The 24,804-nt window shown below is 46.0% G+C and carries 22 protein-coding genes; 9 read left to right on the top strand and 13 right to left on the bottom strand.

All coding sequences use genetic code 11. The annotated features are described in order from the left end of the window. Nucleotide 1 precedes the first annotated feature (1 nt). From GLV81_RS09385 to glmS, 7 genes are all read right to left on the bottom strand, one after another. Entirely contained in the window at nt 2-805 is an 804-nt protein-coding gene (locus GLV81_RS09385; RefSeq protein WP_157478638.1) for an ABC transporter ATP-binding protein, read from the bottom strand. Next, entirely contained in the window at nt 802-1,545 is a 744-nt protein-coding gene (locus GLV81_RS09380; protein ID WP_157478637.1) for an MlaE family ABC transporter permease, read from the bottom strand. Before GLV81_RS09380 ends, GLV81_RS09385 begins: the two co-directional genes overlap by 4 nt. Before the next feature lie 53 nt (nt 1,546-1,598). Next, nucleotides 1,599-3,935, bottom strand: coding sequence for an NADP-dependent malic enzyme (locus tag GLV81_RS09375; protein WP_157478636.1), 2,337 nt, complete (start codon nt 3,933-3,935; stop codon nt 1,599-1,601). Nucleotides 3,936-4,027: 92 nt separating this feature from the next. Beyond that, the gene (locus GLV81_RS09370; protein WP_246186356.1) at nt 4,028-4,495 is read right to left on the bottom strand and encodes a DUF983 domain-containing protein; all 468 of its coding nucleotides are present in this window, start codon (nt 4,493-4,495) and stop codon (nt 4,028-4,030) included. 75 nt (nt 4,496-4,570) lie between these two features. Next, nucleotides 4,571-5,851 (bottom strand): UDP-N-acetylmuramoyl-tripeptide--D-alanyl-D-alanine ligase, encoded by a 1,281-nt coding sequence (locus tag GLV81_RS09365; protein WP_157478635.1) that lies wholly within the window; start codon nt 5,849-5,851, stop codon nt 4,571-4,573. Nucleotides 5,852-5,948: 97 nt separating this feature from the next. Then, complete coding sequence (locus GLV81_RS09360) at nt 5,949-7,526, bottom strand: SUMF1/EgtB/PvdO family nonheme iron enzyme (RefSeq protein ID WP_157478634.1); 1,578 nt, start codon at nt 7,524-7,526, stop codon at nt 5,949-5,951. A 172-nt stretch (nt 7,527-7,698) separates the two neighbouring features. Then, the gene (glmS, locus tag GLV81_RS09355; RefSeq protein ID WP_157478633.1) at nt 7,699-9,537 is read right to left on the bottom strand and encodes a glutamine--fructose-6-phosphate transaminase (isomerizing); all 1,839 of its coding nucleotides are present in this window, start codon (nt 9,535-9,537) and stop codon (nt 7,699-7,701) included. A 111-nt stretch (nt 9,538-9,648) separates the two neighbouring features. Here glmS and GLV81_RS09350 point away from each other — a divergent pair, with 111 nt between their 5' ends. The 6 genes from GLV81_RS09350 (at nt 9,649) to GLV81_RS09325 (ending at nt 15,924) form a co-directional block, all read left to right on the top strand. Beyond that, on the top strand, nt 9,649-10,863 hold the full coding sequence (locus GLV81_RS09350) for a hypothetical protein (RefSeq protein ID WP_157478632.1): 1,215 nt from the start codon (nt 9,649-9,651) through the stop codon (nt 10,861-10,863). Nucleotides 10,864-10,961: 98 nt separating this feature from the next. Further along, nucleotides 10,962-11,996, top strand: coding sequence for a DHH family phosphoesterase (locus GLV81_RS09345; RefSeq protein WP_157478631.1), 1,035 nt, complete (start codon nt 10,962-10,964; stop codon nt 11,994-11,996). Between the two features lie 50 nt (nt 11,997-12,046). Continuing rightward, nucleotides 12,047-12,493, top strand: a complete 447-nt coding sequence (locus tag GLV81_RS09340; protein WP_157478630.1) for a hypothetical protein — start codon at nt 12,047-12,049, stop codon at nt 12,491-12,493. Nucleotides 12,494-12,542: 49 nt separating this feature from the next. After that, nucleotides 12,543-12,977 (top strand): FKBP-type peptidyl-prolyl cis-trans isomerase, encoded by a 435-nt coding sequence (locus GLV81_RS09335; RefSeq protein ID WP_197429057.1) that lies wholly within the window; start codon nt 12,543-12,545, stop codon nt 12,975-12,977. A gap of 164 nt (nt 12,978-13,141) precedes the next feature. Then, nucleotides 13,142-15,121: a polysaccharide biosynthesis protein gene (locus tag GLV81_RS09330; RefSeq protein WP_157478628.1), complete on the top strand. Its 1,980-nt coding sequence runs from the start codon at nt 13,142-13,144 to the stop codon at nt 15,119-15,121. A 62-nt stretch (nt 15,122-15,183) separates the two neighbouring features. After that, nucleotides 15,184-15,924: a tyrosine-protein phosphatase gene (locus tag GLV81_RS09325; protein ID WP_157478627.1), complete on the top strand. Its 741-nt coding sequence runs from the start codon at nt 15,184-15,186 to the stop codon at nt 15,922-15,924. A 37-nt stretch (nt 15,925-15,961) separates the two neighbouring features. Here the strand turns inward: GLV81_RS09325 and GLV81_RS21725 are convergent, their stop codons facing one another. Both GLV81_RS21725 and ychF read right to left on the bottom strand, forming a co-directional pair. Continuing rightward, nucleotides 15,962-16,228, bottom strand: a complete 267-nt coding sequence (locus GLV81_RS21725) for a DUF933 domain-containing protein (RefSeq protein WP_281350817.1) — start codon at nt 16,226-16,228, stop codon at nt 15,962-15,964. After that, a complete protein-coding gene (gene ychF, locus GLV81_RS09320) occupies nt 16,116-17,063 on the bottom strand; it encodes a redox-regulated ATPase YchF (RefSeq protein ID WP_281350816.1) in 948 nt (315 codons plus the stop codon). Before ychF ends, GLV81_RS21725 begins: the two co-directional genes overlap by 113 nt. A 332-nt stretch (nt 17,064-17,395) precedes the next feature. Here ychF and GLV81_RS09315 point away from each other — a divergent pair, with 332 nt between their 5' ends. After that, nucleotides 17,396-18,658 carry a nucleoside recognition domain-containing protein gene (locus GLV81_RS09315; RefSeq protein WP_157478626.1) on the top strand — a complete coding sequence of 421 codons (1,263 nt, stop codon included), beginning with the start codon at nt 17,396-17,398 and terminating at the stop codon, nt 18,656-18,658. Between the two features lie 50 nt (nt 18,659-18,708). On the opposite strand, the gene GLV81_RS09310 is transcribed toward GLV81_RS09315, so the two are convergent. From GLV81_RS09310 to GLV81_RS09300, 3 genes are read right to left on the bottom strand one after another with little or no spacing between them, the layout of a single operon-like run. Then, entirely contained in the window at nt 18,709-19,902 is a 1,194-nt protein-coding gene (locus GLV81_RS09310) for a hypothetical protein (RefSeq protein WP_157478625.1), read from the bottom strand. Between the two features lie 39 nt (nt 19,903-19,941). Then, the gene (locus GLV81_RS09305) at nt 19,942-20,601 is read right to left on the bottom strand and encodes a heme exporter protein CcmB (protein ID WP_246186355.1); all 660 of its coding nucleotides are present in this window, start codon (nt 20,599-20,601) and stop codon (nt 19,942-19,944) included. Between the two features lie 25 nt (nt 20,602-20,626). Continuing rightward, a complete protein-coding gene (locus GLV81_RS09300; RefSeq protein ID WP_157478623.1) occupies nt 20,627-21,202 on the bottom strand; it encodes a thymidine kinase in 576 nt (191 codons plus the stop codon). Between the two features lie 67 nt (nt 21,203-21,269). Here GLV81_RS09300 and GLV81_RS09295 point away from each other — a divergent pair, with 67 nt between their 5' ends. Further along, a complete protein-coding gene (locus GLV81_RS09295; RefSeq protein ID WP_157478622.1) occupies nt 21,270-22,274 on the top strand; it encodes a hypothetical protein in 1,005 nt (334 codons plus the stop codon). Here GLV81_RS09295 and GLV81_RS09290 read toward each other — a convergent pair. Next, complete coding sequence (locus tag GLV81_RS09290) at nt 22,235-23,521, bottom strand: 3-deoxy-D-manno-octulosonic acid transferase (RefSeq protein WP_246186354.1); 1,287 nt, start codon at nt 23,519-23,521, stop codon at nt 22,235-22,237. The genes GLV81_RS09295 and GLV81_RS09290 overlap by 40 nt on opposite strands. 137 nt (nt 23,522-23,658) lie before the next feature. Here GLV81_RS09290 and GLV81_RS09285 point away from each other — a divergent pair, with 137 nt between their 5' ends. Continuing rightward, nucleotides 23,659-24,789: a DegT/DnrJ/EryC1/StrS family aminotransferase gene (locus GLV81_RS09285; RefSeq protein ID WP_157478621.1), complete on the top strand. Its 1,131-nt coding sequence runs from the start codon at nt 23,659-23,661 to the stop codon at nt 24,787-24,789. Nucleotides 24,790-24,804: the final 15 nt, after the last annotated feature.

Here is a 24,804-nt window from a genome sequence, read left to right as displayed (position 1 = left end):
CTCATGCATTTGTGGGTGGTGTTTGCCCTGGATATTTGCCCGTCATTTCGAGCATCCGCATGTTTTTGGCATCCTGTAAAAACTCGCTGGCAAAAATGAAGCTGTTGAGTTTTTCATCGGTGCTGAAAATGATGTCTTCTTTGGTGCCCGTCCATTGCTTGTAGCCTTGGTACATGTACAAAATATTGTCACCAATTTCCATCACACTGTTCATGTCATGCGTGTTGATGATGGTGGTGGTATTAAATTCAACCGTCAGGTCTTTGATGAGTTTATCTATCACCATGCTCGTTTGCGGATCGAGGCCGCTGTTGGGCTCATCGCAAAACAGGTATTGTGGATTGAGCACAATGGCACGGGCAATGCCTACCCGCTTTTTCATACCGCCGCTTATTTCTGCCGGATATTTTTTGTTGGTGTCTTTCAGGTTTACCCGGTCGAGCACTTCATTTACCCGCTTCAGTTTGGTAGCATAGCTGTCTTTGGTAAACATGTCGAGGGGAAACATCACGTTTTGCTCCACGGTCATGCTGTCGAACAACGCTGACCCCTGAAACAGCATGCCAATTTGCTGGCGCAGTTCTTTGCGTTCTTCCCGGCTCATTTGCACCATGTCGTCGCCGTGGTATAAAATCTGTCCGCTGTCGGGAGTAAACAAACCCACCAGCAATTTCATCAGCACCGTTTTACCGCTGCCACTGCTACCAATAATGAGGTTGCATTTGCCGGGCAAAAACTCAGCACTGATGTCGTACAACACTGTTCTGTCGCCGAAAGATTTTTTGATATTTTGAAGCTTGATCATGGATTGAGCAGAATAAGTGTGATGACATAATCGGCCAGCAAAATGAGGATGCAGCTTACCACCACGGCAAGGGTAGAGCTGCGGCCAATTTCCAAAGCACCGCCTTTTACATTGTACCCAAAGTAGGCCGAAATGCTGCTGATGAGCAAGGCAAACGTAACCGCTTTTACCATGGCCACTGTAACGTTGAACGGATTGAAGTCGCGGAGCAGGCCTTCATCAAAAATGGTGGAGTTGATAATGCCTGCTGCTTCGCCCACAAAGCGGCCACCCCACAACGAAATAACAATGGATAAAGTGATGAGCATGGGTACCACAATGAGTGATGCCAGCACCTTGGGTAAAATCAAATAGGTTTTAGTGTTGATGCCCATGATTTCCAGTGCATCTATTTGTTCGCTGATGCGCATGTTGCCCAGTTCGGAGGCAATTTTACTGCCAACTACGCCAGCCAATACTACACAAATAACCGTGGGTGACAATTCGAGCAACATGCTATCCCGCACTACTACCGCAATGGTACTGAGCGGTATAAAGTTGGCTACCAGTTGGTAGGCTGTTTGCACGGTCATTACCATGCCCAAAAACATCGAAATGATGAGGACAATGGGCAATGAGCCAATGCCAATCTCCACGCACTGGTGCATGAATTCTTTCCAGTACATTTTTTCATTTTCCGGCCGGGCAAACATGCCCTTCATGGTGATGATGTAGCTTCCTAAATGTTCGAATAACGGCATGAGTTGAAATTAATGCGTTGCAATGAGTGTGTGTTGCGTAAAAAGGAATGATGTTACTGCTTGCCACGTTGCCACCATTTCTTTTTGGCAGGTTCTTTGCCGGTGTCGTGTGCATAGCATTTCATCTGGGCATCTATCACTGCAATCAGCGTCATGTTTACGATGCTGCGTACTGTACTGCCGAGTTGCAATACATGCACTGGTTTTTTCATGCCCAGCAATACGGGGCCAATGGCATCGGCATTGCCAGCTTCGCGGAGCAGGTTGTAGGCAATATTGCCCGCAGACAAATTGGGGAAAATCAATGTGTTTACATCCTGACCTACCAACTCGCTGAATGGATAGTTTTCTTTCAAGATATCATTGTTGAATGCGAGGATGCCTTGCATTTCACCATCCACAATCATTTTAGGATCCCGTTCCTTCAAAATGTTTCTGGCTTCGGCCATCATTTTGGCTTCGGGTGTATTGCTGCTGCCAAAGTTGGAGTAGGAGAGCAATGCAATGCGTGGCTGAATGTTGAAGCTGCGGACTTCTTTGCTCACCATCTGAGTGATGTCGGCAATTTCTTCGGCAGTCGGGTGAAAATTCACCGTGGCATCGGCCAAAAAGAGCGGTCCTTTTTTGGTGAGCAAAATGTACATACCGGCAATCTTTTTAACGCCGGGTTCTGTACCAATAATTTGCAGTGCCGGACGAATCAAACCTGAATAGTCGCGGCTGGGGCCGGCGATCAATGCGTCGGCTTCACCATTGCGCAGCATCATGCAACCAAAGTGCATGCGGTCTTTCATGGCTTTGATGGCTTCGTAGCGGTTGAAACCTTTGCGGCCACGCATGCCAAAAAACTGCTCGCCATATTCTTGACGTTTGTCTTCGCATTGTTCTTCTTTGGGGTCGATGATGGTCATGCCATCGAGGGTGAGTCCGTTTTCTTCTGCCAGCCTGCGGATCTTTTTTTCTTCACCCATAAGTATGGGGAAGCAAATGCCTTCTTCCAGACAAATTTCTGCGGCCTTCAATACTTTGATGTTGTCGGCTTCTGCAAAAATGACATTGCGTGGGTCGCGACGAGCTTTCGAACTAATTACCCGGAAGAGTTGGTTATCCAAACCAAGCCTGCGGTTGAGTTCAATTTCGTAGTTGTCCCAGTTGGCAATGGGCTGCTGTGCTACACCGCTGTCCATGGCTGCTTTGGCTACAGCAGGCGCTACTGCCGCCAGCAAACGTGGGTCTAACGGTTTTGGAATGATGTAGTTGGGCCCGAATGAAATGGATTTTTCATTGTAGGCAAGGTTCACAATATCAGGTACTGGTGTTTTGGCCAGCTCTGCCAGGGCACGAACGGCCGCCAGTTTCATTTCTTCGTTGATGGTGGTAGCCCTTACATCCAATGCACCACGGAAGATGTAGGGAAATCCAAGCACGTTATTTACCTGATTAGGGGTATCACTTCTGCCTGTTGCTACGATGATGTCTTTTCGGGCATCGTGTGCTGCATCGTACATAATTTCCGGATCGGGATTGGCACAGGCAAACACCACCGGATTTTTGGCCATGCTTTTTATCATGTCGGCATTGAGCACGTTGCCCACACTCAATCCCAAAAACATATCAGCATCTTTCATGGCATCTTTCAAGGTCCAATGTGCTTTGGATGCATCTACTGCCAGCTGTTGTTTGAATGTATCCAAATCGGTACGGCCTTTGTGCAGTACACCATTGATGTCGAACACCACAAAATTTTCGAAACGGGCACCCAATGCAATGTATAGTTTGATACAAGCAATGGCAGCGGCACCCGCACCATTCACCACAAACTTTACCTTCTCAATTTTTTTGCGTTGTATTTCCAGTGCGTTCAGCAAGGCGGCACTGCTGATGATGGCCGTGCCATGCTGATCATCATGCATCACCGGAATTTTCATTTCTTCCCGCAGTCTTTTTTCTATGTAAAAACATTCGGGAGCTTTGATGTCTTCGAGATTGATGCCACCAAATGTTGGTTCCAATGATTTAACGATGTCGCAGAATTTATCGGGGTCTTTTTCATTTACCTCAATGTCGAATACATCGATATCAGCGAAGATTTTGAAGAGTACGCCTTTCCCTTCCATCACGGGTTTGCTGGCTTCGGGGCCAATATCGCCCAAGCCCAGCACGGCCGTACCATTGCTGATAACGCCGACCAAATTTCCTTTGGCGGTGTACTTGTACACATTGCTGACATCAGACTTGATTTCTTTACATGGCTCGGCCACACCAGGGCTGTAAGCAAGGCTGAGGTCGCGTTGCGTTTTGGCTTCTTTGGTGGGAACAACTTCAATTTTACCAGGCCTTCCTTTGGCATGGTATTCAAGGGCCTGTTCTTTGCGCAAATCGTTTAGCATAGGAGGCAAATGTAAGGAGCTTGGTATAGGTGCCAACACCTGTTGTCCAATATTGTGAACAATGCTACATCTGAAAAAATAAAAAGCAACTGTTACCAGTTGCCCATTTGTCCTTCTACAATTCGTTCTACTTTGTCGGGTGCTTTACTGCGCCAATCAGGGTCAAATTTTACAAAAAACGATAGCCAGATGGATCGGCTTAACCGCATGATATACGGCATAGATAACACTAGAACCAATGCATTTACACCGAGGTAATAAAACAAACTATTGTCATTGATAGAGATACCAACGAGTACCCAATATGCTACAAATACAGCCACACTAATGGCCACTGTAAGTGCATAGCTTACATAACCTGTTCCATAGTAAAAGCCTACTTCAATTTCCATGGGTTGGCCACATACTTCGCATTGTGTAGGCATTTCCATGTTTTTAGCGGAAGGCAATGGCTGAAGACCATGCTGAAACATATTGCCTTCTCTGCAGCGGGCACATTTGCATTGCAGTACACTTCCTAAATACCCGGGCTTGCGTTGTTTTTCCATAATGCTACTCATACTCCTGATAAGATGCTGGCAAAAGTACCAAACTGAGGTGGGATAGGCGTGATAATCATCACCCGACAGGGCACACTATGCTACAATCTTTTCCATTTGCATGCTGCGGCTACCTTTTACCAACAAATAATTGCCGGCACTTTGCTGAGCATTCCACCAACTAGCCGCCTCTTCTGAGTTATTGAAATACCGAAAGGGGTGAGGCAGATTGGCAAAGTCGCCACCCACCAGTATCACGTCCTTCCATTGATGCTGCTGTATCAAAGCAATCAGTTGTGCATGTTCCTGCGTGCTTTCTTCGCCCAACTCCATCATACCTCCCAAAAACAATATTTTATTTGGGGCTTGCAGTTTGGCAAAGTTATCAATGGCAGCTGCCATGCTGGTGGGGTTGGCATTGTAGGCATCCAGAATAATGTGGTTGCCATTTTTTTGCATGAGCTGGCTACGGCTGTTGGTAGGCGTGTACCCTTCAATGGCATGTACAATGTTTGCATCGCTGATGCCGAAATATTTACCTACTGTAGCAGCCACCAATACGTTGTACACATTGTAGGCACCTACCAGTTGTGAATTGATGATGGAAGTGTTCATCCCTCTTTCAACAGACACTTGCAGGAACGGTTCACTGGCTAAAACCTTACCTATCACTTCGCCATTGTTCGTTCCATACCAGTGAATTTCATGGAGCCCTTGGCTCATGCCATGGAAATAGTCAAAGTCATCGCAAATGAATGCGACACCATTGCTGCTGCGTAACCAATCAAACAATTCGCCCTTGCCTTTGCGTACACCTTCTACGCCGCCAAATCCTTCGAGATGAGCCTTGCCACAATTGGTAATGAGTCCATGTGTGGGTTCGGTATAACTGCAATAAGCTGCAATTTCTTTTTGGTGATTGGCGCCCATTTCAATGACGGCCATCTCTGCATCTGGCAGTATGCTGAGCAGGGTAAGCGGCACACCAATATGATTGTTCAGGTTTCCTTTGGTGGTGTAGGTTTTGTACTGCGTGGCCAGCACTGCATGTACCAATTCTTTGGTAGTGGTTTTACCATTGCTACCAGTTATGGCCAGCACCGGAATGTTCAATTGCCGGCGATGGTGCAATCCCAGTTGTTGCAAGGCTTCCAAGGCATTCGGCACCAGAAGGGTTTGTGCATTTACGGCAAATTCCGGTTCATCAATTAGCGCATATTTTGCGCCGGCTGCCAATGCTTTTTCTGCAAAAGCATTGCCATTAAAGTTGGGCCCCTTTAGGGCCACAAACAATTGACCAGGTAGGATATTTCGAGTATCAGTTGTAACGCCATTGCATTGTAAATACGCTTCGTATAGTTGTGGGATGCTAGTCATGTATGTAAAACAATTGAGTTGCAAAAATGGCCGAAGAAAACCTTGTAAAAAAACAAAACCCGCCAATTGGCGGGCTCTGTTCATATGTTGGGAGTACTTATCGACGCTGACGTTTTGTTTGCCAGTAGTTACCGGCTCGTGTTCTGTTGCCTTCTGGCGCACCAAAGTAAGTCATGGCGCAACGGAAACCGATGGTACTGGTAGACTGATCTTCTTCCAGGAAGCGGCGGGTGCCGGGACCAAGCCAGTAAGGCATATCCAACCAGCTGCCACCTTTAATTACACGGCTCTTGTCGCTCACCAAAGTAGTGATGCCATAACCGTAGCTGGCGCCGCTCAGGCTATCACCATCGAGGTAGTTGATAGCATAGTTTTTCTGGTAGTTGCGACGCTTGGCCAAATCGGCATCTTCTTCGTTTACATATTTCACTTTACCCGTAGAGTCTTTTTCATAGCGGGTAGAAGGATCGTTTGAAGTTGGGTCAATCACTTTCAGCTTCTTGAACACGTTACCACGATAGTAGTTGAAGTCGTCGCCCACTTCGTAGGTCATCGGACGATACACATCGGCTACCCACTCACTTACGTTACCGCTCATGTTGAAGATGCCGAAACCATTGGGGTAGTAGCTTTCAACAGGTGCTGGCAAAGCAGAACGGTCGTTCAAACCACCGGCCACACCCATCAGGTCACCAGAACCACGCTTGAAGTTGGCAAGCATTTCGCCCTGCCAGCTACCACGACGGTTGTCACGAAGACCATTGTAATTATTAGACCAAGAGTATACTTGTTTATTGGCTACCAGTTCTTCACCACGCTGGCCTTTTTCTTTACGACGGGGCTGTGGGTTTTGAGCAATGTAGGCGAGAGCTGCATATTCCCATTCTGCTTCTGTAGGCAGGCGGTAGTCTGGGCTCATGATACCATCTTCGAATGTAACCTGTGTACGAGGACGACCATTGGGGTCTGTCAGCGGATTCTTTTTGCTTTTGGCAGCAGTACCCGGAGGAGGGGTTGTTAGGCCAAGCAAATATGCTTTGGTGTTAAAGGCATCAGCACCTTTACCCTGCATGTTCTTCATTTCGTTTTTGTTGATGTAGCCACCGTTAATCAACGCCAGCTCATTCACCCGGTCGGTACGCCACAAGCAATAGTCGTGAGCCTGCTTCCAACTTACACCCACCACAGGGTAGTAGTTGAAGCTTGGGTGACGGAAATAATATTCTACATACGGTTCGTTATAAGCCAGTTCGCTACGCCAAACCAAGGTATCGGGGTAAGCAGCATCAACAATCGGCTGATTGGCGGGGTCGCCGGCCGGATCGAAAATGCGGTTCAACCAAAACAGGTATTCACGGTAGTGAATGTTGGCTACTTCAGTTTTGTCGATGAAGAACGAATTCACGGTGACACGTTTCGGCACGTTGTTCCAGTCGGCCATTACGTCTTCCTCAGCAGCACCCATTACAAAAGTACCGCCCTGAACAAACACCAAACCAGGTCCAGCCTTAATGTCTTTGGCTTTGGCTACGTTGAAGCCGCCACTGTTTTTGTCATTGTAATTCCAGCCGGTAGCGTTCGATTTATCGAACTTCTTTTTGAATGGTCCGCCGTTTTTACAAGCCGGAGCAATTGCTATTACAGCCGCGATGAAGAATAATTGGGTAAGTTTCATAAGTATCTGGGATACATTTTAGCTAAATAACGAACGGTGTTCTACTTCAAATATTGTGCTACACATAAAATATAGCCCTGCGAATGTACCAAAACGCACATCATACCTGTAAGGATGGCATTGTCAAATGTTTCCCACAGGGGGCATAAAAGCGTGGAAAAGCCTACGGAAATTACTCGACCGTTACGCTTTTGGCCAGATTTCGGGGTTTATCTACATCATATCCTTTTTTCAGTCCCACATAATAACTAAGCAGTTGTAGCGGCACCACACTCAGCAACGGGCCCACCAATTCGTCGGCATCGGGTACAAAAATGGTGTCGTCGGCCATCTCCGGAATTACTGTGTCGCCTTCGGAAGCGATGCAAATCACCTTGCCTTTGCGGGCTTTGATTTCCTGTACGTTGGACACAATTTTCTCATAGAAACGATCCCGGGTAGTCACAAACACCACCGGCAGGTTTTCATCTACCAGTGCAATCGGGCCATGTTTCATTTCTGCAGCCGGGTAGCCTTCGGCGTGTATGTAGCTGATTTCCTTCAGCTTCAATGCACCTTCCAGCGCCACCGGGAAATTGTAGCCTCGGCCAAGGAACAGAAAATCAGTAGCGTCTTTGTATTTGTCTGCAATGGCTTCAATACCAGTAGTATTTTTCAGTATAGCAGCTACTTTTTCAGGAATGGCCTGCAGTTCGTGCAGCAGGTTCATGTATTTCTCATCGCTGATGCTGCCTTTGGCTTTGGCCATTTTCAAAGCCATCATGGTGATAACGGCCAACTGTCCGGTAAATGCTTTAGTGCTGGCAACGCCAATTTCTGGGCCGCTGTGCGTGTAAGCTCCGGCATGGCTCAGGCGGGCAATGCTACTACCCACACTATTGACAATACCGAAAATGAAAGCACCTTGCTCTTTGGCATTTTCCAATGCCACCAGGGTATCGGCTGTTTCGCCACTCTGGCTGATGGCGATTATCACATCGCCTTTTTGAATGATGGGATTGCGGTATCTGAATTCTGAAGCATATTCTACTTCTACGGGTATGCGACAGGTTTCTTCAATCAGGTATTCGGCTACCAAACCTGCATGCCAGCTGGTACCACAGGCTACAATAATGATGCGAGGTGCATTGATGAGGGCTTCGATATTGGCTTCGATGCCTCCCATTTTTATCATGCCTGTTTCGGGCAATAGTCGGCCACGCAGGCAATCGAAAATAGTGGTGGGTTGCTCATGAATTTCTTTGAGCATGAAATGGTCGTAGCCGCCTTTTTCAATGGCTGCCAGTTCCATATCGAGCTTGGTAATAAAGGGTGTTACTTTTTCATTGCCGAGGTTTTTCAGCACCAACTCATCTTTTTTTACAATGGCTACCTGGTAGTCATTTACATACACCACTTCTTTGGTGTATTCAATAATGGGTGATGCATCGCTGGCAAGGAAGTGTTCATTTTTACCAATCCCAATAACCAGCGGAGAACCTTTGCGGGCAGCCAAAATGGTATCGGGGTCATCTTCGTCAATCAATAAAATACAGTAGGCACCCACAATGCGTTTCAGGGCAATGCGTAAGGCTTCTTCAAGCGGACAATCATTATTGATGCGAATGTCTTCAATGAAATTGAGCAGCACTTCTGTATCGGTATCGCTGAGGAACTGATACCCCTTGTGCATCAGTTCTTCTTTAATTGCAACATAGTTTTCAATGATACCGTTGTGTATCATGGCCAGTTTTCCTGAAGCCGAACGGTGGGGATGGGCATTGCGGTCGCTGGGTTCGCCATGTGTGGCCCAACGGGTATGGCCGATACCAATATGGCCGCCCAACGTAGCGCCAACAATGGATTCTTCCATGTCTGCTACTTTACCTTTTTTCTTATGAATGCTCAGTTGTTGCTGGTCTATGAGTGCTACACCTGCACTATCATAACCTCTGTATTCTAATCTTTTCAAACCTTTTACTACTACCGGATAGGCCTGACGTTCACCTATGTAGCCAACGATTCCGCACATATTCTTTACAATGGGTTGTACTGACCAACGAGGTCTATTAATAAATTAAATTCAAAATAAAGGCAATCTGCCCGTTCGTGGGCAAATCAAATAAAATTGATATTCGCAACAATGTACAGACTGGCTGCATTTTCGTGGGGGGCTAAGTTGCTCACGGCATTGTTCAACTTTGCCAGCATTGTTTTGCTTTCGCAATTATTGGGCGAGGCAGACCGTGGCGTGTGTGCTCTTTATGCATTGATTATTGCGCTGATATTATTGCTGGCAGATATGGCTGGAGGTGCAACGGTGGTGTATCTGATGCAGCAATTTTCGAGAAAAGCATTGCGCAATATTTATCTGCAATGGGCCGCAGCTGTAGCATTGCTGGCCGGTGGAGCGGCTGGTTGCTTGGCTCAGTTAACTGTTACAGAAACCATTTTGCTGATGGCTGCTGGTTATTGTAATGCTGTATTTTCTTTTCAGGGGCATGTATTGTTGGGTATGCAAAAGTTTGGAGCGTTCAATATGAGTGGAACGGGTGCTGCAGCCGGTATTGCATTGTTTTCTTACTTATTTATTGCGATAGGTTTAGGCAAACTCGGCTTTCTGTTGGCCATGTTGCTAGTTTGGACAATTGCGTTGGCAGCTCAATATTTTTTGGTGATAAAAGATGCTGCGATTGAAGGAGACAGTATTCAAACCACAAGCAAAGCAACACTTTTGCAAACCATGCTGAAAGCAGGCGCTGTCAATCAGTCGGTTCAGTTGGTAGGATTAATCAATAACAGGTTGCCCTTTTTTGTATTGCCGGCTACGCTGCTGGGTTCGTTTTCCAATAGCATGGCGCTGGCAGAAGCGCTCCTGTTATTGCCCGGAAGCGTAGGCCAGATTTTCTACAGCCAGCATGCAGGGCAAATTCCTGACAAAAGCCTGTACCGGAAATTTTTCCGTTTGCTGCTGTTATTGCTGCTGGCGATGAGTGGGGCAGCGGTCGTCATTTCCTTCCTACCGGCAAGTGTGTACGGTTGGCTATTTGGAGCGTCCTTCAATTCAGTAGGTCAGTTGCTGGTACCGTTAAGTATTGGTATGATTTCTTACAGTATATATGTATCACTAAGTTATTGGCAATCAAGCAATGGGAAATTCTACAAAAACTTATGGTGCATATTGTTGGCACTGATAGTCACCATTTGCGGAGCAGGTTATTATTGGTATTTCTACAACAACATTTCCCAAATACAAATGGCCATTTGTATGGCTGCGGGATTAGCAAGTGCCGGACTTTTTGCTGTACTGCTTTTTGGTATAGCTTGGAAAAGCACCCCAGCTACGAATGGTCACTAACTGCCGCAAAAGGCATTTATACACAGCTGAGAGACAATTCTTGCAAACATTTATTTGCCTGTAAGGCCCTGTGGGCAGAATTTTGCGGCCAATTCATCATGAATACAATCGATACATTTTACCCGCTGCTGAAGGAAACGCCCAAGAAAGTGGTGATTACCTGCCACCAAAAACCTGATGGGGATGCCATGGGCTCAACATTGGGGCTGTATCATTACCTCACAGCTTTGGGGCACCAGGCTGTAGTTATTTCGCCTACCAATTGGGCCGCTTTTCTCAACTGGATGCCTGGCGTAGACAGCGTAGTTGATTACGAAGCCAAAACCAAGCATGCCGATCAACTCATAGCAGAAGCCGACTGGTTGTTTTGTCTGGATTTTAATACACTCATTCGTACCAAACGCATGGAGCCATCATTGGCAGCTGCGGGTGGTTTACGTATTCTCATTGATCATCATCAGGAGCCGCAAACGCACATGTTTGCCTACGGCATAAGTGATACAGGCAAAAGCAGTACCTGTGAAATGGTGTATGATTTTATTGTTGAATCGGGTGGTGGCCACTTACTCAACCAAGATATGGCCCGCTGTTTGTATACAGGGGTAATGACAGATACGGGTTCATTCCGTTTTCCTTCTACCACAGCCTCCGTGCACAGTATGATTGCTCATTTAAAGCAAACAGGATTTGCACATTCGCTGGTACACGATCATATTTACGACAGCTTTCTGGAAAACAGGCTGCGCTTCATTGGTCATGTGCTGCTCAACAGGATGGAAGTGATATACGAAATGAATACGGCGCTGATGGTTATCAGCAAAGCTGATTTGTACAAATTTGATATTACCACCGGCGATACAGAGGGCTTGGTCAATTATCCGCTGAGCATTCAAGGCATAAAAATGGCCGCCATCGTTATTGACCGAGATGAAGAACGGAAATGGTCATTCAGAAGTAAAGGAGATGTAGATGTTAATCAATTTGCCCGGGCTTATTTTGAAGGTGGCGGACACAAAAATGCTGCCGGTGGCCGGTCTTCTGCCAGTCTCGAAGAAACGGTAAAACGTTTTTACGAAGTGCTGCCTAACCTCGCCGCATCATTGGGAACCGAGGTTCAACAAACTGTTGAGTAATTTTTGAAATGCATTGTAAAATACTGAAAGTCAAACCAATAAATCATTGTATGAAACTGAACAGCAAAGTAAATAGTCTTCTTTTTTTGACGGTGGCCATGGCTGCCTTGTTGATGGGCTGCGGCAATGCCGATTATCAAAAAACACAAAGCGGCATCTTGTACAAGATTTTTCACAATGGTAAAAAGCAACCCGTAAAGCCGGGTCAGTTTGTAAAGCTGCACTACCGGGCTACCATTGGCGATAGCGTGTTGGTTGATACTTACAAGCACATTCCTGCCTACGGACAGTTTGATACCTCAGCTAAAAATGTGCATGATTTTACCGACTTCCTCGGCGAAATGAATATTGGTGATTCTGTTGTTTTTATTCGCAATGTAGACACCATGCAAAAGCGTGGCTACCTCATGTACAACGATGTGTTTAAGCAGGGGGGGTACCATTCGTGGTTACATTACTGTATTAGGTACTTTCAACAGGCAAGAAGAAATCTATAAGGATCAGGAACAGGAAGCCCAGAAAGAAACACAACGTGAAATTGCTGCTATGGAAGAGTATCTGAAAGAGCAGAAAATTTCGGGTTACACCAAAACACCCAAAGGCGTATTCATTAAAATTGAACGTCAGGGCAATGGTCCAAAAGCCGATAGTGGTTTGCTCATCAGTGTAAACTATACAGGCACTCTTAAAAACGGTACCAAGTTCGATTCCAATGTTGATCCAGCCTTCGGCCACGTTGGGCCATTTGAATTTGTAGCACAGACAGGTGCGGTTGTTCCCGGCTGGGATGATGCAATCGTATTGTTGAACAAGGGTACTAAGGCGAAATTATTTGTACCTGCTATGTTGGCTTACGGTTCCAACGCACAAGGCGAAAAACTGCCAGCATTCAGCGATTTGATCTTCGATTTGGAAGTTATGGATGTAAAGCCAAACGTGGCGCCGGCACAGGCTCCAACACAAGACCCACATGGGCATTAATCCGTTTTCTATGTCTAAAGTATTGCATTACAGCAGCTTAAATATTTATTCCCGCTAATAAAATGTATGCCTGTCCGTTGGTGAATATAACGGATAGGCATACATTTGACGGGAATAGGTACTGACTGCAAACCTCTTACTCACCCAAACAAAAATCCTATTCCGTGTACAAGGTTCGAAAGTATCTGCTGAGCCATCAAGTGGCACCGAAATGGATGGTCTTTCTTTTCGACACATTCATAGGCGCTTTGTCGGTCATTATCGCCAACCTGCTGCGCTTCAATTTCGATTTTAAGGTAGTACTCGCCGGAACATTGTTTACACACCTCATTCTGGTTATCATTACTAATTCGTTGTTCTTTTTTGTTTTTAAAACATACCAGGGCATTATCCGTTTTTCTGGTTTTGCCGAAGCTATCCGCACCACCACTGCCTTGTTTGCCTCGTTTTTGATGCTTTGTACCATCAACATTGGTATGATCGCTTTTGGGCAGACGCATGTACTGATTCCAACTTCAATTTTAATTATTACGTTGCTGTCGGGCTCCTTCATGATGGTGGCCTATCGGTTGATTGTAAAAACCTGGTACCGTGCCAGCCTCAGTTTGGGGCAGCAAACCAATGTACTTATCTATGGTGGCGAAATAAACGGTTCGCAATTGAAAACGACCATTGAGCAGGCAAGCAATCAGCAATATAAAGTCGTTGGATTTGTAGATGACGATCCTTCTTACGTTGGTAAAACCATCGACAACATCAAAATTTACAGCCTCGACCAACTTCAAAACGTAATAGAAGAATGGGGTGAGGTAGGTATGATATTGTTTGCCAAACCCGAAATGGAAGCGGATGTCAAAAATCAGGTTGTTGATTTTTGCTTGGCAAACGATATTCAGGTGAGGAATATTCCTCCCATTGATCAATGGATTCGTGGCCAGCTGAACATTACCCAACTCAAGGAAATCCGAATTGAAGAGTTGTTGGGTAGGCCGCAAATCAAACTGCAAAACCAGCAGGTTACAGATCTTATTTCCCGTAAGCGTATTCTGATTTCGGGTGCAGCGGGCTCTATCGGTAGCGAATTGGCCCGGCAAGTAGCAAGCATCAAACCTTCGGTATTGGTTCTTTGCGACCAAAATGAAACCGGCCTCTACGAACTGGAATACGAACTGAGAAATCATTTCCCCGATTGTAGCATTGCCTTATTTATTGGTGATGTTCGTGAAGAAAGCTCGATGGAAAGTTTGTTCAAACGTTTCCACCCGCAGATTGTATTTCATGCTGCTGCTTACAAGCATGTGCCTATGATGGAGTACCATCCTTCTGAGGCTATTCGCAACAATGTGATGGGCACTAAAATTTTAGCAGACCTCTCCATTGAATATGAAGTAGAACGTTTCTTGCTGGTGTCTACCGACAAAGCCATCAATCCGACAAATGTCATGGGGGCGAGCAAACGTATTGCAGAAATCTATTGCCAATCATTGGGTAACCGTGATAAGAAGGTCGTTCATTTGGCTTCAAATGCCGTATCTGAAAACGGTCTTCCGGTACACAAAACACATACTAAGTTTATTACTACTCGTTTCGGAAATGTACTTGGTTCCAATGGCTCGGTTATTCCAAGGTTTAAAGAACAAATAGCTGCTGGCGGACCGCTAACGGTGACGCACCCCGATATCATTCGTTTCTTCATGACCATTCCCGAAGCATGCTCTTTGTTGCTGGAAGCAGTAACCATGGGAAATGGGGGCGAGGTATTGTTGTTTGATATGGGCGAACCTGTTCGCATTCAGGATCTGGCAAGAAAGATGATTAAACTGGCGGGTTATGTGCCGGGTAAAGACATTGAAATTAAATTCACTGGTTTGCGTCCTGGCGAAAAATTGTACGAAGAACTGCTCAATAAAAAGGAAGAGGTTGTTCCAACACACCACAAGAAAATATTGATAGCCAGGGTGGCCGAATATGACTTCTATGCCATTAACAAAGCCATCGATGCCTTGCTGCAGGAAGCCTTTCAAAACAACGACGAAAATGTGGTGCGTCAAATGAAACGCATGGTGCCTGAGTATATCAGCAACAACTCTATTTATCAGTCGTTTGACGAAATGAACAAAACGCAGGTAACTGCATCCAATTAACCATTTTCCATTACGTATTTTCGTAGCTCACTGCCAGAAAATAGGGTAGCTGAATCATTCGCATGTTTTCATTTTTTAAGAAAAAAGAACCAGCTATATCAGATACACTGTCATGCATTGGTGCAGACATGCACAATCATTTGTTACCAGGTATCGACGATGGGAGCCCCGATGTAGATACCTCTTTGTTTTTGCTGGAATCTTTGATGCAGTTGGGTTATCATACAGTGTATTGTACACCGCATGTGTTGGGAGAAGTGCATCCCAATACACCAACAAGCATTGAAGATGCCTATCGGAAATTGAAGACAGCAACGGATGAAAAAGGGTGGACAAGTCTCAAAGGTTTTTCTGCGGAGTACATGACCGATTATGATTTTGAGGCTATTCTTGAAAAAAATGATTTGGTAGAATTACCCGGCAAACGCATACTCATCGAAATGAGTTTTGCTTTCGAATCGCCCAATATCCGGGAGATGATTTTTCAATTGCAAACCAAAGGGTATGAGCCCATTCTGGCACACCCGGAACGCTATCCGTTTTACTTCGATCGCTTCGATAAATACGAATCTTTCGTGGATGCTGGCGCCGATTTACAAATCAACATTTTGTCATTGACTGGCTATTATGGAAAGCCTTCGCAGAAGGTTGCCGAAAAGCTTTTGGATGAGCAGTTAGTAACCTGGGTAGGTACCGATTTGCACCACGACAGGCATCTGGCAGCGTTGCAAAAATTGGCAGCCGATAAAAATATCATCAAGCGTTTGGAACGCATCAAGCTATTAAAAAACCGCAGTCTGTAAGGCTGCGGTTTTTCTTTTATACAAAGCTTCAACTACGTTATACGTTGAAACGGAAGTGCATGATGTCGCCGTCTTTTACAATGTATTCTTTTCCTTCAATCCGAAGTTTACCGTTGTCGCGGCAGGCGGCTTCCGAACCATATTGTACAAAGTCGTTGTAAGCTATCACTTCTGCCTTGATGAATCCTTTTTCAAAATCGGTATGGATAACGCTGGCGGCCTGTGGCGCTTTCCAACCTTCCTGAATGGTCCATGCACGTACTTCTTTTACCCCTGCGGTAAAATAGGTTTGCAGTTTCAGCAAGCTTATACACCGAACGAATCAGGCGGTGCAAGGCTGGCTCTTCCATATGGTATTCCGACATAAACAGTTCTTTATCTGCAGGGTCTTCCATTTCGGTAATCTGCGCTTCAATAGAGTTGTTCATGATGATGATGCCGGCACCTTCTGCATCAGCCATGGCTTGTAATGCTTCGCTGTATTTGTTACCCGTTTGCATGGAGGCTTCGTCCACGTTGGCTACATACAACACTGGCTTTGCAGACAGCAAAAACAAATCAGCAATTGCAGGTTTTTCTTCGTTGCCTAAGTCGAGTGAACGAATGCTTTTGCCCTGTTCCAGATGTGCTTTGCAGCGCTGCAATACATCCAGTTCTGCCTTCATTTTGGCATCGCCGTTTTTGGCTTGCTTTTCAATGCGGGCTATTTTCTTCTCCACGCTGTCGAGGTCTTTCAACTGCAGCTCGGTATCAATGATTTCTTTATCACTTACAGGGTTGATGGCGCCTTCTTCCCGCAGTACATTCTCATCTTCAAAGCAGCGTACCACATGAATGATGGCATCAACCTCACGAATATTGGCCAAAAACTTGTTGCCCAAACCTTCGCCCTTGCTGGCGCCACGCACCAGTCCGGCAATGTCCACAATTTCGATTTGGGTAGGCACCACACGTTCAGGTATGACCAAATCCCGGAGTTTATCCAGCCGCGGATCGGGTACATCCACCAAACCCACGTTGGGGTCGATGGTACAAAAGCGATAGTTGCTGGCCTGCGCCTTGGCACTATTACTAACCGCGTTGAACAAGGTTGATTTACCCACGTTTGGCAACCCTACGATGCCTGCCTGCAATGCCATAGTATATTTTTTGAGGCTGCAAAAGTAGGGGCAATAAACTATTTGGCTGTTAAACTGTCTTTATTGAAGTGGTGTAGCTGCGTTTATCCGTAAAAAAGCGTGGCTCATCCCGAAGATTGGCAGCTTACGTATTTAACGAAACGTGCAGCGGTTTTGGAATCAAATTTGTCAACCAATTATAAAATCACACGCAATGCTCAATTATTTATTTGCACTGATGATGCGTCGCATTCATCACCTGCTGTAGAAAGAAGAAGAAGCCCAGAAAGTTTGTGCTCGAATTGATGCAATATCAACGGGATTAAGGATATTGGCAACCTCATTTGGTTTGCATGGCACTTAATTACGTTTGGATTGCATTTTTCATTGTAGGCCTGTTGGTGGCCTTGGTTAAACTCATCGTTTTTCAAGACTATGAAATTTTCAAACGGCTGGTTGATGGCATGTTTGAATCGGGCAAAGGTGCTGTAATGGATGTAGCATTGCCGCTCACCGGTGTCATGGTCTTTTTCCTTGGCCTCATGAACATTGGCGAAAAGGCTGGTGCCATCAATTTTCTGGCCCGCATTCTCAATCCATTTCTCAAAAGGTTGTTTCCGGAAGTGCCCGAAAAGCACCCGGCCATGGGCCAAATGGTGATGAACTTTAGTGCCAACATGCTTGGCCTCGATAATGCCGCCACGCCATTTGGCCTCAAAGCCATGGATAGTTTGCAAACGCTGAACCCCAATAAAGACACGGCGACCAATGCGCAAATCATGTTTCTGGTGCTGCATACCAGTGGGCTTACCTTATTGCCGCTCAGCATTTTTGCTTACCGTGCCAGTTCTGGTTCTACCGATCCTACCAGCGTTTTCATTCCTTGTGTACTTGGTACAGTTATCACCACCTTGGCCAGTATTGTAGTCACCGCTTTTTGGCAACGCCTGAAATTCGATCGGGTGCTGGCGTTGTGGTTGTTTGGCATGCTGGCAGCGGTGGTGGGTTTCATGCTCTTTATTAGCGTACTTCCTTCTCAGGCTAGTTTTTCTGAACCTGTTTTTCTTACCCGTGAAACCTTCAGCAAGGTTTTTGGCAACCTCATTTTGTTTTTAATCGTTGCCTCATTCATCATTGGTGGACTTTGGAAAAAAGTGAATGTGTTTGATGCTTTTATAGAAGGTGCCAAAGGCGGTTGGGATGTGATTGTAAAAATTATTCCTTACCTCGTTGGTATGCTGGTGGGCATAAGGGTGTTCCGCGAAAGCGGTGCCTTGGACTTCATCATCAATGGTTTTGCGTATGCTTTTTCTGCCATGGGGTTTGGCAATGAGTTTGTGCCGGCTTTGCCCGTGGCCATTATGAAACCATTCAGTGGCAGCGGTGCCCGTGGCCTTATGTTGGATGTGTTTAAAACCCACGGCCCCGACAGCTTTGTGGGCAAAATGGCCAGTACATTCCAGGGTAGCGCCGATACTACTTTCTACATTCTTGCCTTGTACTTTGGCAGTGTAGGCATCAAGAAAGTGCGTTATGCCATTTGGGCCGGCATGATTGCTGATTTCATAGGCGTAATAGCAGCGGTCGTCATAGCATATTTCTTCTTTGGTAAATAATAAAAACGGGGCGGTGATGATCACTGCCCCGTTTCATTTTACATAAAAAGTTACTGTTCAAAGTACACCAGCGAACCGCCTACCCATTCTTTATCGGCATTGTAGCGTACACCAATCATTTTACCCTTGCTCAGGCGGGCCAGGTTTTGAGCTGCAAAAGGTCGTGCAGCTCCTTTGGGCCAAAAATAGAAAATGCGGATTTCGGCTTTGGCCGGAATGTCTGGCGTTTCTATGGCATCGGCGTATTGCACTTTCTTTTGCAGAATCCAGTTTTCAGGATCTTTTACCGCATCAATATCTGCTTTTGTTACATCGATGATGACGCCTTGCCCGGCAAAAGAAAAGAGTGGTTTCAACACATAATCCTGTAGGTTTTCTGGCAAGGGATGTACCTGATGCAGAAACCTTGTTTCGGGCACATACGGGCTATTGATAAAAGGCAAAGTGTATTTGCTGATGCGGTAAAACCAGTGCGGATGCGGACACCATTCAACATCCCAATCGGAAAGGATATTGATGCTCTCTGCCGGCAATTGTTGCTTTTCCAGATCATCAAAAATTACCCGGTTGTATATGCGGCTGATGCATTGTTTGCTGCCATCGGCCTTCACGTAATACAAACGACGGCCCTCGTTGCGCAGTTTGCTGAGGCAAACGGTTTCAATGCCAATCAGGTCTTTGGTACAACTGAAATCAATTCTTGTTTTTTGTTGCTCAGGATAAATTTCCAGCAATATCACTTCCTCGGGTTTATGCCGGCCAATAATCACTTCTTTCAATAAAGCCACATAACTGTCGCGGTTATGGCCGTTGAGGTAACTATCAAAACCTTCGGGTATGGGAAAATGCTTTTTGGTAATGGCATCGTGAAACACCTGATACCCAAACAGGGTAGGGAAGCCTTGCATTTCAATCAGCTGCGGAATGAATTCGCCAGCTTCGTTTTTACAAATTCCAAAATCGAAAGCTATGAAATCGGTATGAGCATTTTCGCCAGCCATTTTATAAGCAGCCGGAATGGCGGATTCTGTCAACGTTTTAAAGTCATCCCGCACAATTACATCCACAATGTCTTCGCAGGCTTGCAGTACTTGTTGTGTAAATGATTGTGGCACAAACACCGGTGTTTCTGCAATCCGAAACTCAATATCTCCGGGATGAATGCGGTGCATGTCATCTAAAAACGCCGCATATTTTTCTGGCGTAAATGCCGCATTGAAAGCTTTACGAATAGCAGGTACCATAGTTGTGTGTTTTTTGGCGCAGCCGTTGAAAGCATGAATTTAGTCCTTCCACAAATACGGGAACAACACGGATGCCATGATAATTACTAATGCATCCAAACCGATGAGCAGGCCGGTCATTTGCAAGGGTACGCCTGCTTTAAATACTTCGCCGTAGGCATACTTACTCAGGCGAATGAGCAACACCACTTGCGGCACAATTACCGGAAAGCCAAGAATGGCTACTAAACTGGCCTGCTGCCGGGCTTTGGAAGCAATGGCGCTGAGCATGGTAAATACCAATGAAAGCCCTGTGCCACCCAATAAAACAATGCCGAAAAATGCCAGCATGTTTTGCACGGGATTGCCCAACAACACCGTGAAGCAAAGGATGGAAACAACGCCAAGGATAAACATGTAGATCACATTGAGCACCATTTTAGAAAACAGGTATTCCAACGGATGCACAATGCTGTGGTAGTATAAACTGCGGCCCTTGGGTTCGCCTACAAAAGATTTAATAACGGCATTCACCACTATGAACAGCTGTGTTACCCAAAACAAAGCATTCCATTGCACCGCATCGGGTTTGCCGGCCGCCAGATACAAAATGAAAATGGTACTGAGTGCATACACCAAAATGCCATACAGGTTTTGCTGTTGGCGCAGTTCCAGTTGAACGTCTTTTTTGATGAGTGCTGCTAAGGCCGATGCTTTCACAAATTGGAGAATGGCAGGTGAACAATCAGGAATGTGTTTTGTCGAAATAATGCTTGCGGCACAGGGGTTGGTATACATCTTTTTCGCCCAGCAACACCTGCTGATCGCCGGCACCAGTGCGATAGCTGAAGCTGGCAATATTGCCACACTCCACACAAATGGCGTGTAGCTTGGTGATATAATCAGCCACAGACAAGAGGTAAGGCATTTGCCCGAAGGGCTTACCGAGATAATCCATATCCAAACCGGCTACTATAACCCGGCAACCTCGATTGGCTAGTTGCTGGCACACGTGTGTTATTTCATCATCGAAAAACTGGGCTTCGTCAATACCGATTACATCCACATCCTGCGCCAGCAGCAGTATTTTTTGTGAGTTGTCGATGGGTGTAGAATGAATCGCATTCGAATCATGACTCACAATGTTTACCTCATCGTAGCGAATATCAATGCCCGGTTTAAAAATTTCTACTTTGAGGTTGGCAATGCGGGCACGTTTCAACCGACGAATGAGTTCTTCGGTTTTACCACTAAACATACTGCCGCAGATCACTTCGATCCAGCCCCTTCTTTCGCCTGTTAAATTTGGTTCAATAAACATCTGTGAATAAATCTGCTACGTTTTACGATTGTTGATGCGTGTAACTTTAAACCGATCACCTTATTCTATGCAATCTATCCATACACTGATACAACAATTGGCCGCTGCTGCCAACCGTGGCGAAGATAATAGTGCCTTGCTTGCCAGAGTGGAAGAATTAAGAACAAAACTGCTGGCGGTTCAATCCATTGTGGAAGAAACGGTGGCCGTTACTGCCGGCACCGATTTTGTGACGAACAATATCAATAAGCCTGCTGCTACATTGCCAAGGCCATCTGTGCAATATGCTCCACCCAAACCACCTTCGGTAATAGTAGTGGAAGAGGAGCCGCAGCCCATGGCAATGCCTGTGCATGAGGAGACGGTAGTTGTGGAAGCCATTGCACAACCTCAACCCGCAGCAGAACCAGTAATAGAACACATAGCAGTGGTAGCACCTGCGCCAATGGAAGAAACACCCGTTGTCGTTCAGTCACCTACCATCCCTGTTGAAGCGATTGTTCATCCTGCTTACGACAGCATTCCAGACCCGATGGTAAAAGCAGCACTGCGTCACATGGATGAGTTGCATGCAGCTTTTTTGCCTCCGGCAGAAGAGGTGCATGAACTGCCACTTACCGATGAAATGATTGAAGAAGCAGAAGCTATTGAATTGGCCAAGCTGCAACCATTGCCGGAATCATTTGAGCAAATGCCAACGCCCAAAGAAGTGGCCGAGCAAGATGAAAGAAATGAACCCAAAGATTTGAATGATAAACTGGCACAACGCACCAAAGTCCTCAATGAGTTGTTTGCTCAACCTGAGCCGGTGCTGGCCGAAAAAATAGTTCCCGGCAAGATTGCAGATTTGCGCAAAGCCATTACCATCAGCGAGAAATATCAGTTTATAGCATCCCTCTTTCGGGGCGATGAGCAAATGTTTGAGCGGAGTGTAAAAACACTCAACGGCTTTGCTATTTATCAGGAAGCACAATACTGGATGCAACGGGAATTGCTCTTGAAATTGGGCTGGAGCGAAGATGATGCGCTGGTTCAGCAGTTTGTATCGCTGGTACAAAGGCGGTTTGCCTGAATGTAATCCATCACTTTTTGCGTAGCGCCACTGTATTGCTGCACATAGTTGCCGGCAGCCTTACCCATGTTGCTTACAATTTGCGGATGGATCATCCATTCTTGCAATAGTTTTTCCAACTCCAGTGCCGATTCAATAATGGCGCTGCCACCGTTTTCCAACAAGGCAATGGCTTCTGCATACTTGCTGTATTCAGGCCCGTGAATTACAGGCTTGCTGTACACGGCAGCTTCCAGTACATTGTGTACACCATCTCCTGTAAAGCCACCACCAATGTAGCATATGCGTCCATATTTGTAGAGGTATTTGAGCATGCCTACATTATCAATAATGAGCACATTTTGTGCGGCTGTTGCGGTGGTTTCATTCAATGCACTAAAACGAATGGCATTGGGAAACAGCGCCACTGTATCAGCCATATCCGAAGCATCAATATTGTGTGGAGCGATGATCCATTTTACCTGCGGATAAGATTTGCTGTAGTGCACCATTTTTTCTTCATCGGAAGGCCAGGTGCTGCCAGCCACCACTACCCATTCAGTATTGCCCATCCATTGCTCAATGAGCGGATGCCCATGCCAATGTTCTACAACCGCCGCCACCGCATCAAAACGGGTATCGCCGCTGATGGTTATTTTTCCTTGAGCAACCACAGTGTTCAGCAGTTCAGCTGCTTCTTTGGTTTGCACAAAAAAGTGAGAGAAGTAGCCGAGCATTTTCCGGTGCATGCCCCCATACCATTTAAAAAATGGCTGATTGCTGCGGTAAATGGCACTCACCAGCAACAGTGGAATGCGGCGTTGGTAAATGGCCCGTAGTGTAAAAAACCAATAATCATATTTCACCCACAACACCAGATCGGGTTGGAGGAGTTCTACAAATTGTTTGGCAGACAATGGTCCGTCGAAAGGGAGGTAACCAATGCAATGCGCCCCGCTGTAATGTTTTTTTACTTCATAGCCCGATGGGGAAAAGAATGTTACCACCAGCAGCGCATCGGGGTATTGCTGGCGAATGGCAGTGAGCAGCGGGCTGCCTTGCTCAAACTCACCCAGCGAGGAGGCATGCAACCACACCAATGGGCCTTTTTGCCGCTGGCGGGCTTGCTGTAGCATTTGCTGCCAGTGCTGCATGCCATTGCGCCGGCCTTTTACCCACAACTTAATTTTTGGACTAAAAGGCATGAGGCAAAGCGCCATCAAGCGGTACAACCACAAAAAAAACTGGTACAGAGGAATGCTTAGCAAAACATCGATTTGTTGCAAAACTATGCTTTCAACAATGGCATTGCTCAAAAGCAGTAGGCTATTTACTCAGAATACCCTGCGCTTGGTATTCATTGTCAATGTTTTTCATGTAGGTTTGCAACGCTAAAATTACCCCTATGAGTACCATCCAAATGGTGGATTTGCATACGCAGTACAAGAAAATTAAGGATGAAGTAGACAGGGCAGTGATTGATGTGTTGGAATCTTCTGCATTTATAAATGGCAAACCAGTTGCGGAGTTTGCGCAGTCTCTGGCTCAATATTTAGGTGTAAAACATGTCATTCCTTGTGCCAATGGCACCGATGCTTTGCAAATTGCATTGATGTCGCTGGACCTGCAACCCGGCGATGAAGTCATCACGCCGTCTTTCACTTACGTGGCTACTACCGAAGTAGTAGCGTTGCTGCGTTTGAAGCCCGTGTTTGTAGAAGTGGATCCCCGCACCTTTTGTATGGATCCCGAAAGGTTAGAAGCCGCAATTACTCCTCGCACCAAAGCCATTGTGCCGGTGCATTTGTATGGTCATGCAGCGCCCATGAAAGAAATTCTGGAGATTGCTGCTAAGCACAACCTACCTGTAATCGAAGACACTGCCCAAGCAATGGGTGCTGATTATATTTTCCCCGATGGTACCAAAGCCAAAGCTGGCACCATGGGCACCATTGGCTGCACCAGCTTTTTCCCCAGCAAAAACCTGGGTTGCTACGGCGATGGCGGTGCCATGTTTACCAACGATGACGCCCTGGCTGATAAGTTGCGCATGATTGCTAACCATGGCCAAAAAGTGCGTTACTATCACGACCTGGTGGGTTGCAACAGCCGTCTCGATACCATTCAGGCTGCCATCCTCAACATCAAGTTGCGCAATTTGGAAACCTATAACGCAGCACGTATTGCTGCTGCTGATACTTACGACAAATTGTTTGCAGCACAAGGCAATATTCAAACTCCTTACCGGGCTGAATATACCCGCCATGTATTTCACCAATACACTTTGCAGTTAGAAGGTGTAGACCGTGATGGTATGGTCAATCACCTCGCCAGCAAAGGCATTCCTTCCATGATTTATTATCCGGTGCCGGCGCACCGCCAAAAAATGTTTGATGCATTTGGTGGCAGCGGCTATGAATTGCCTGTAACCGACTGGCTCACCAACCGGGTTATCTCTTTGCCCATGCACTCCGAACTGACATTGGAAACCCAGCAGTATATTGCAAACGCCGTTATTGAATTTGCCCAACAATAATGAATCCCTAATAAA

The sequence above is a fragment of the Phnomibacter ginsenosidimutans genome (assembly GCF_009740285.1).
Classification (GTDB): Bacteria; Bacteroidota; Bacteroidia; order Chitinophagales; family Chitinophagaceae; genus Phnomibacter; species Phnomibacter ginsenosidimutans.
Note: the sequence above shows the minus strand (reverse complement) of the source record. Positions and strands in the feature narration are given on the sequence as shown.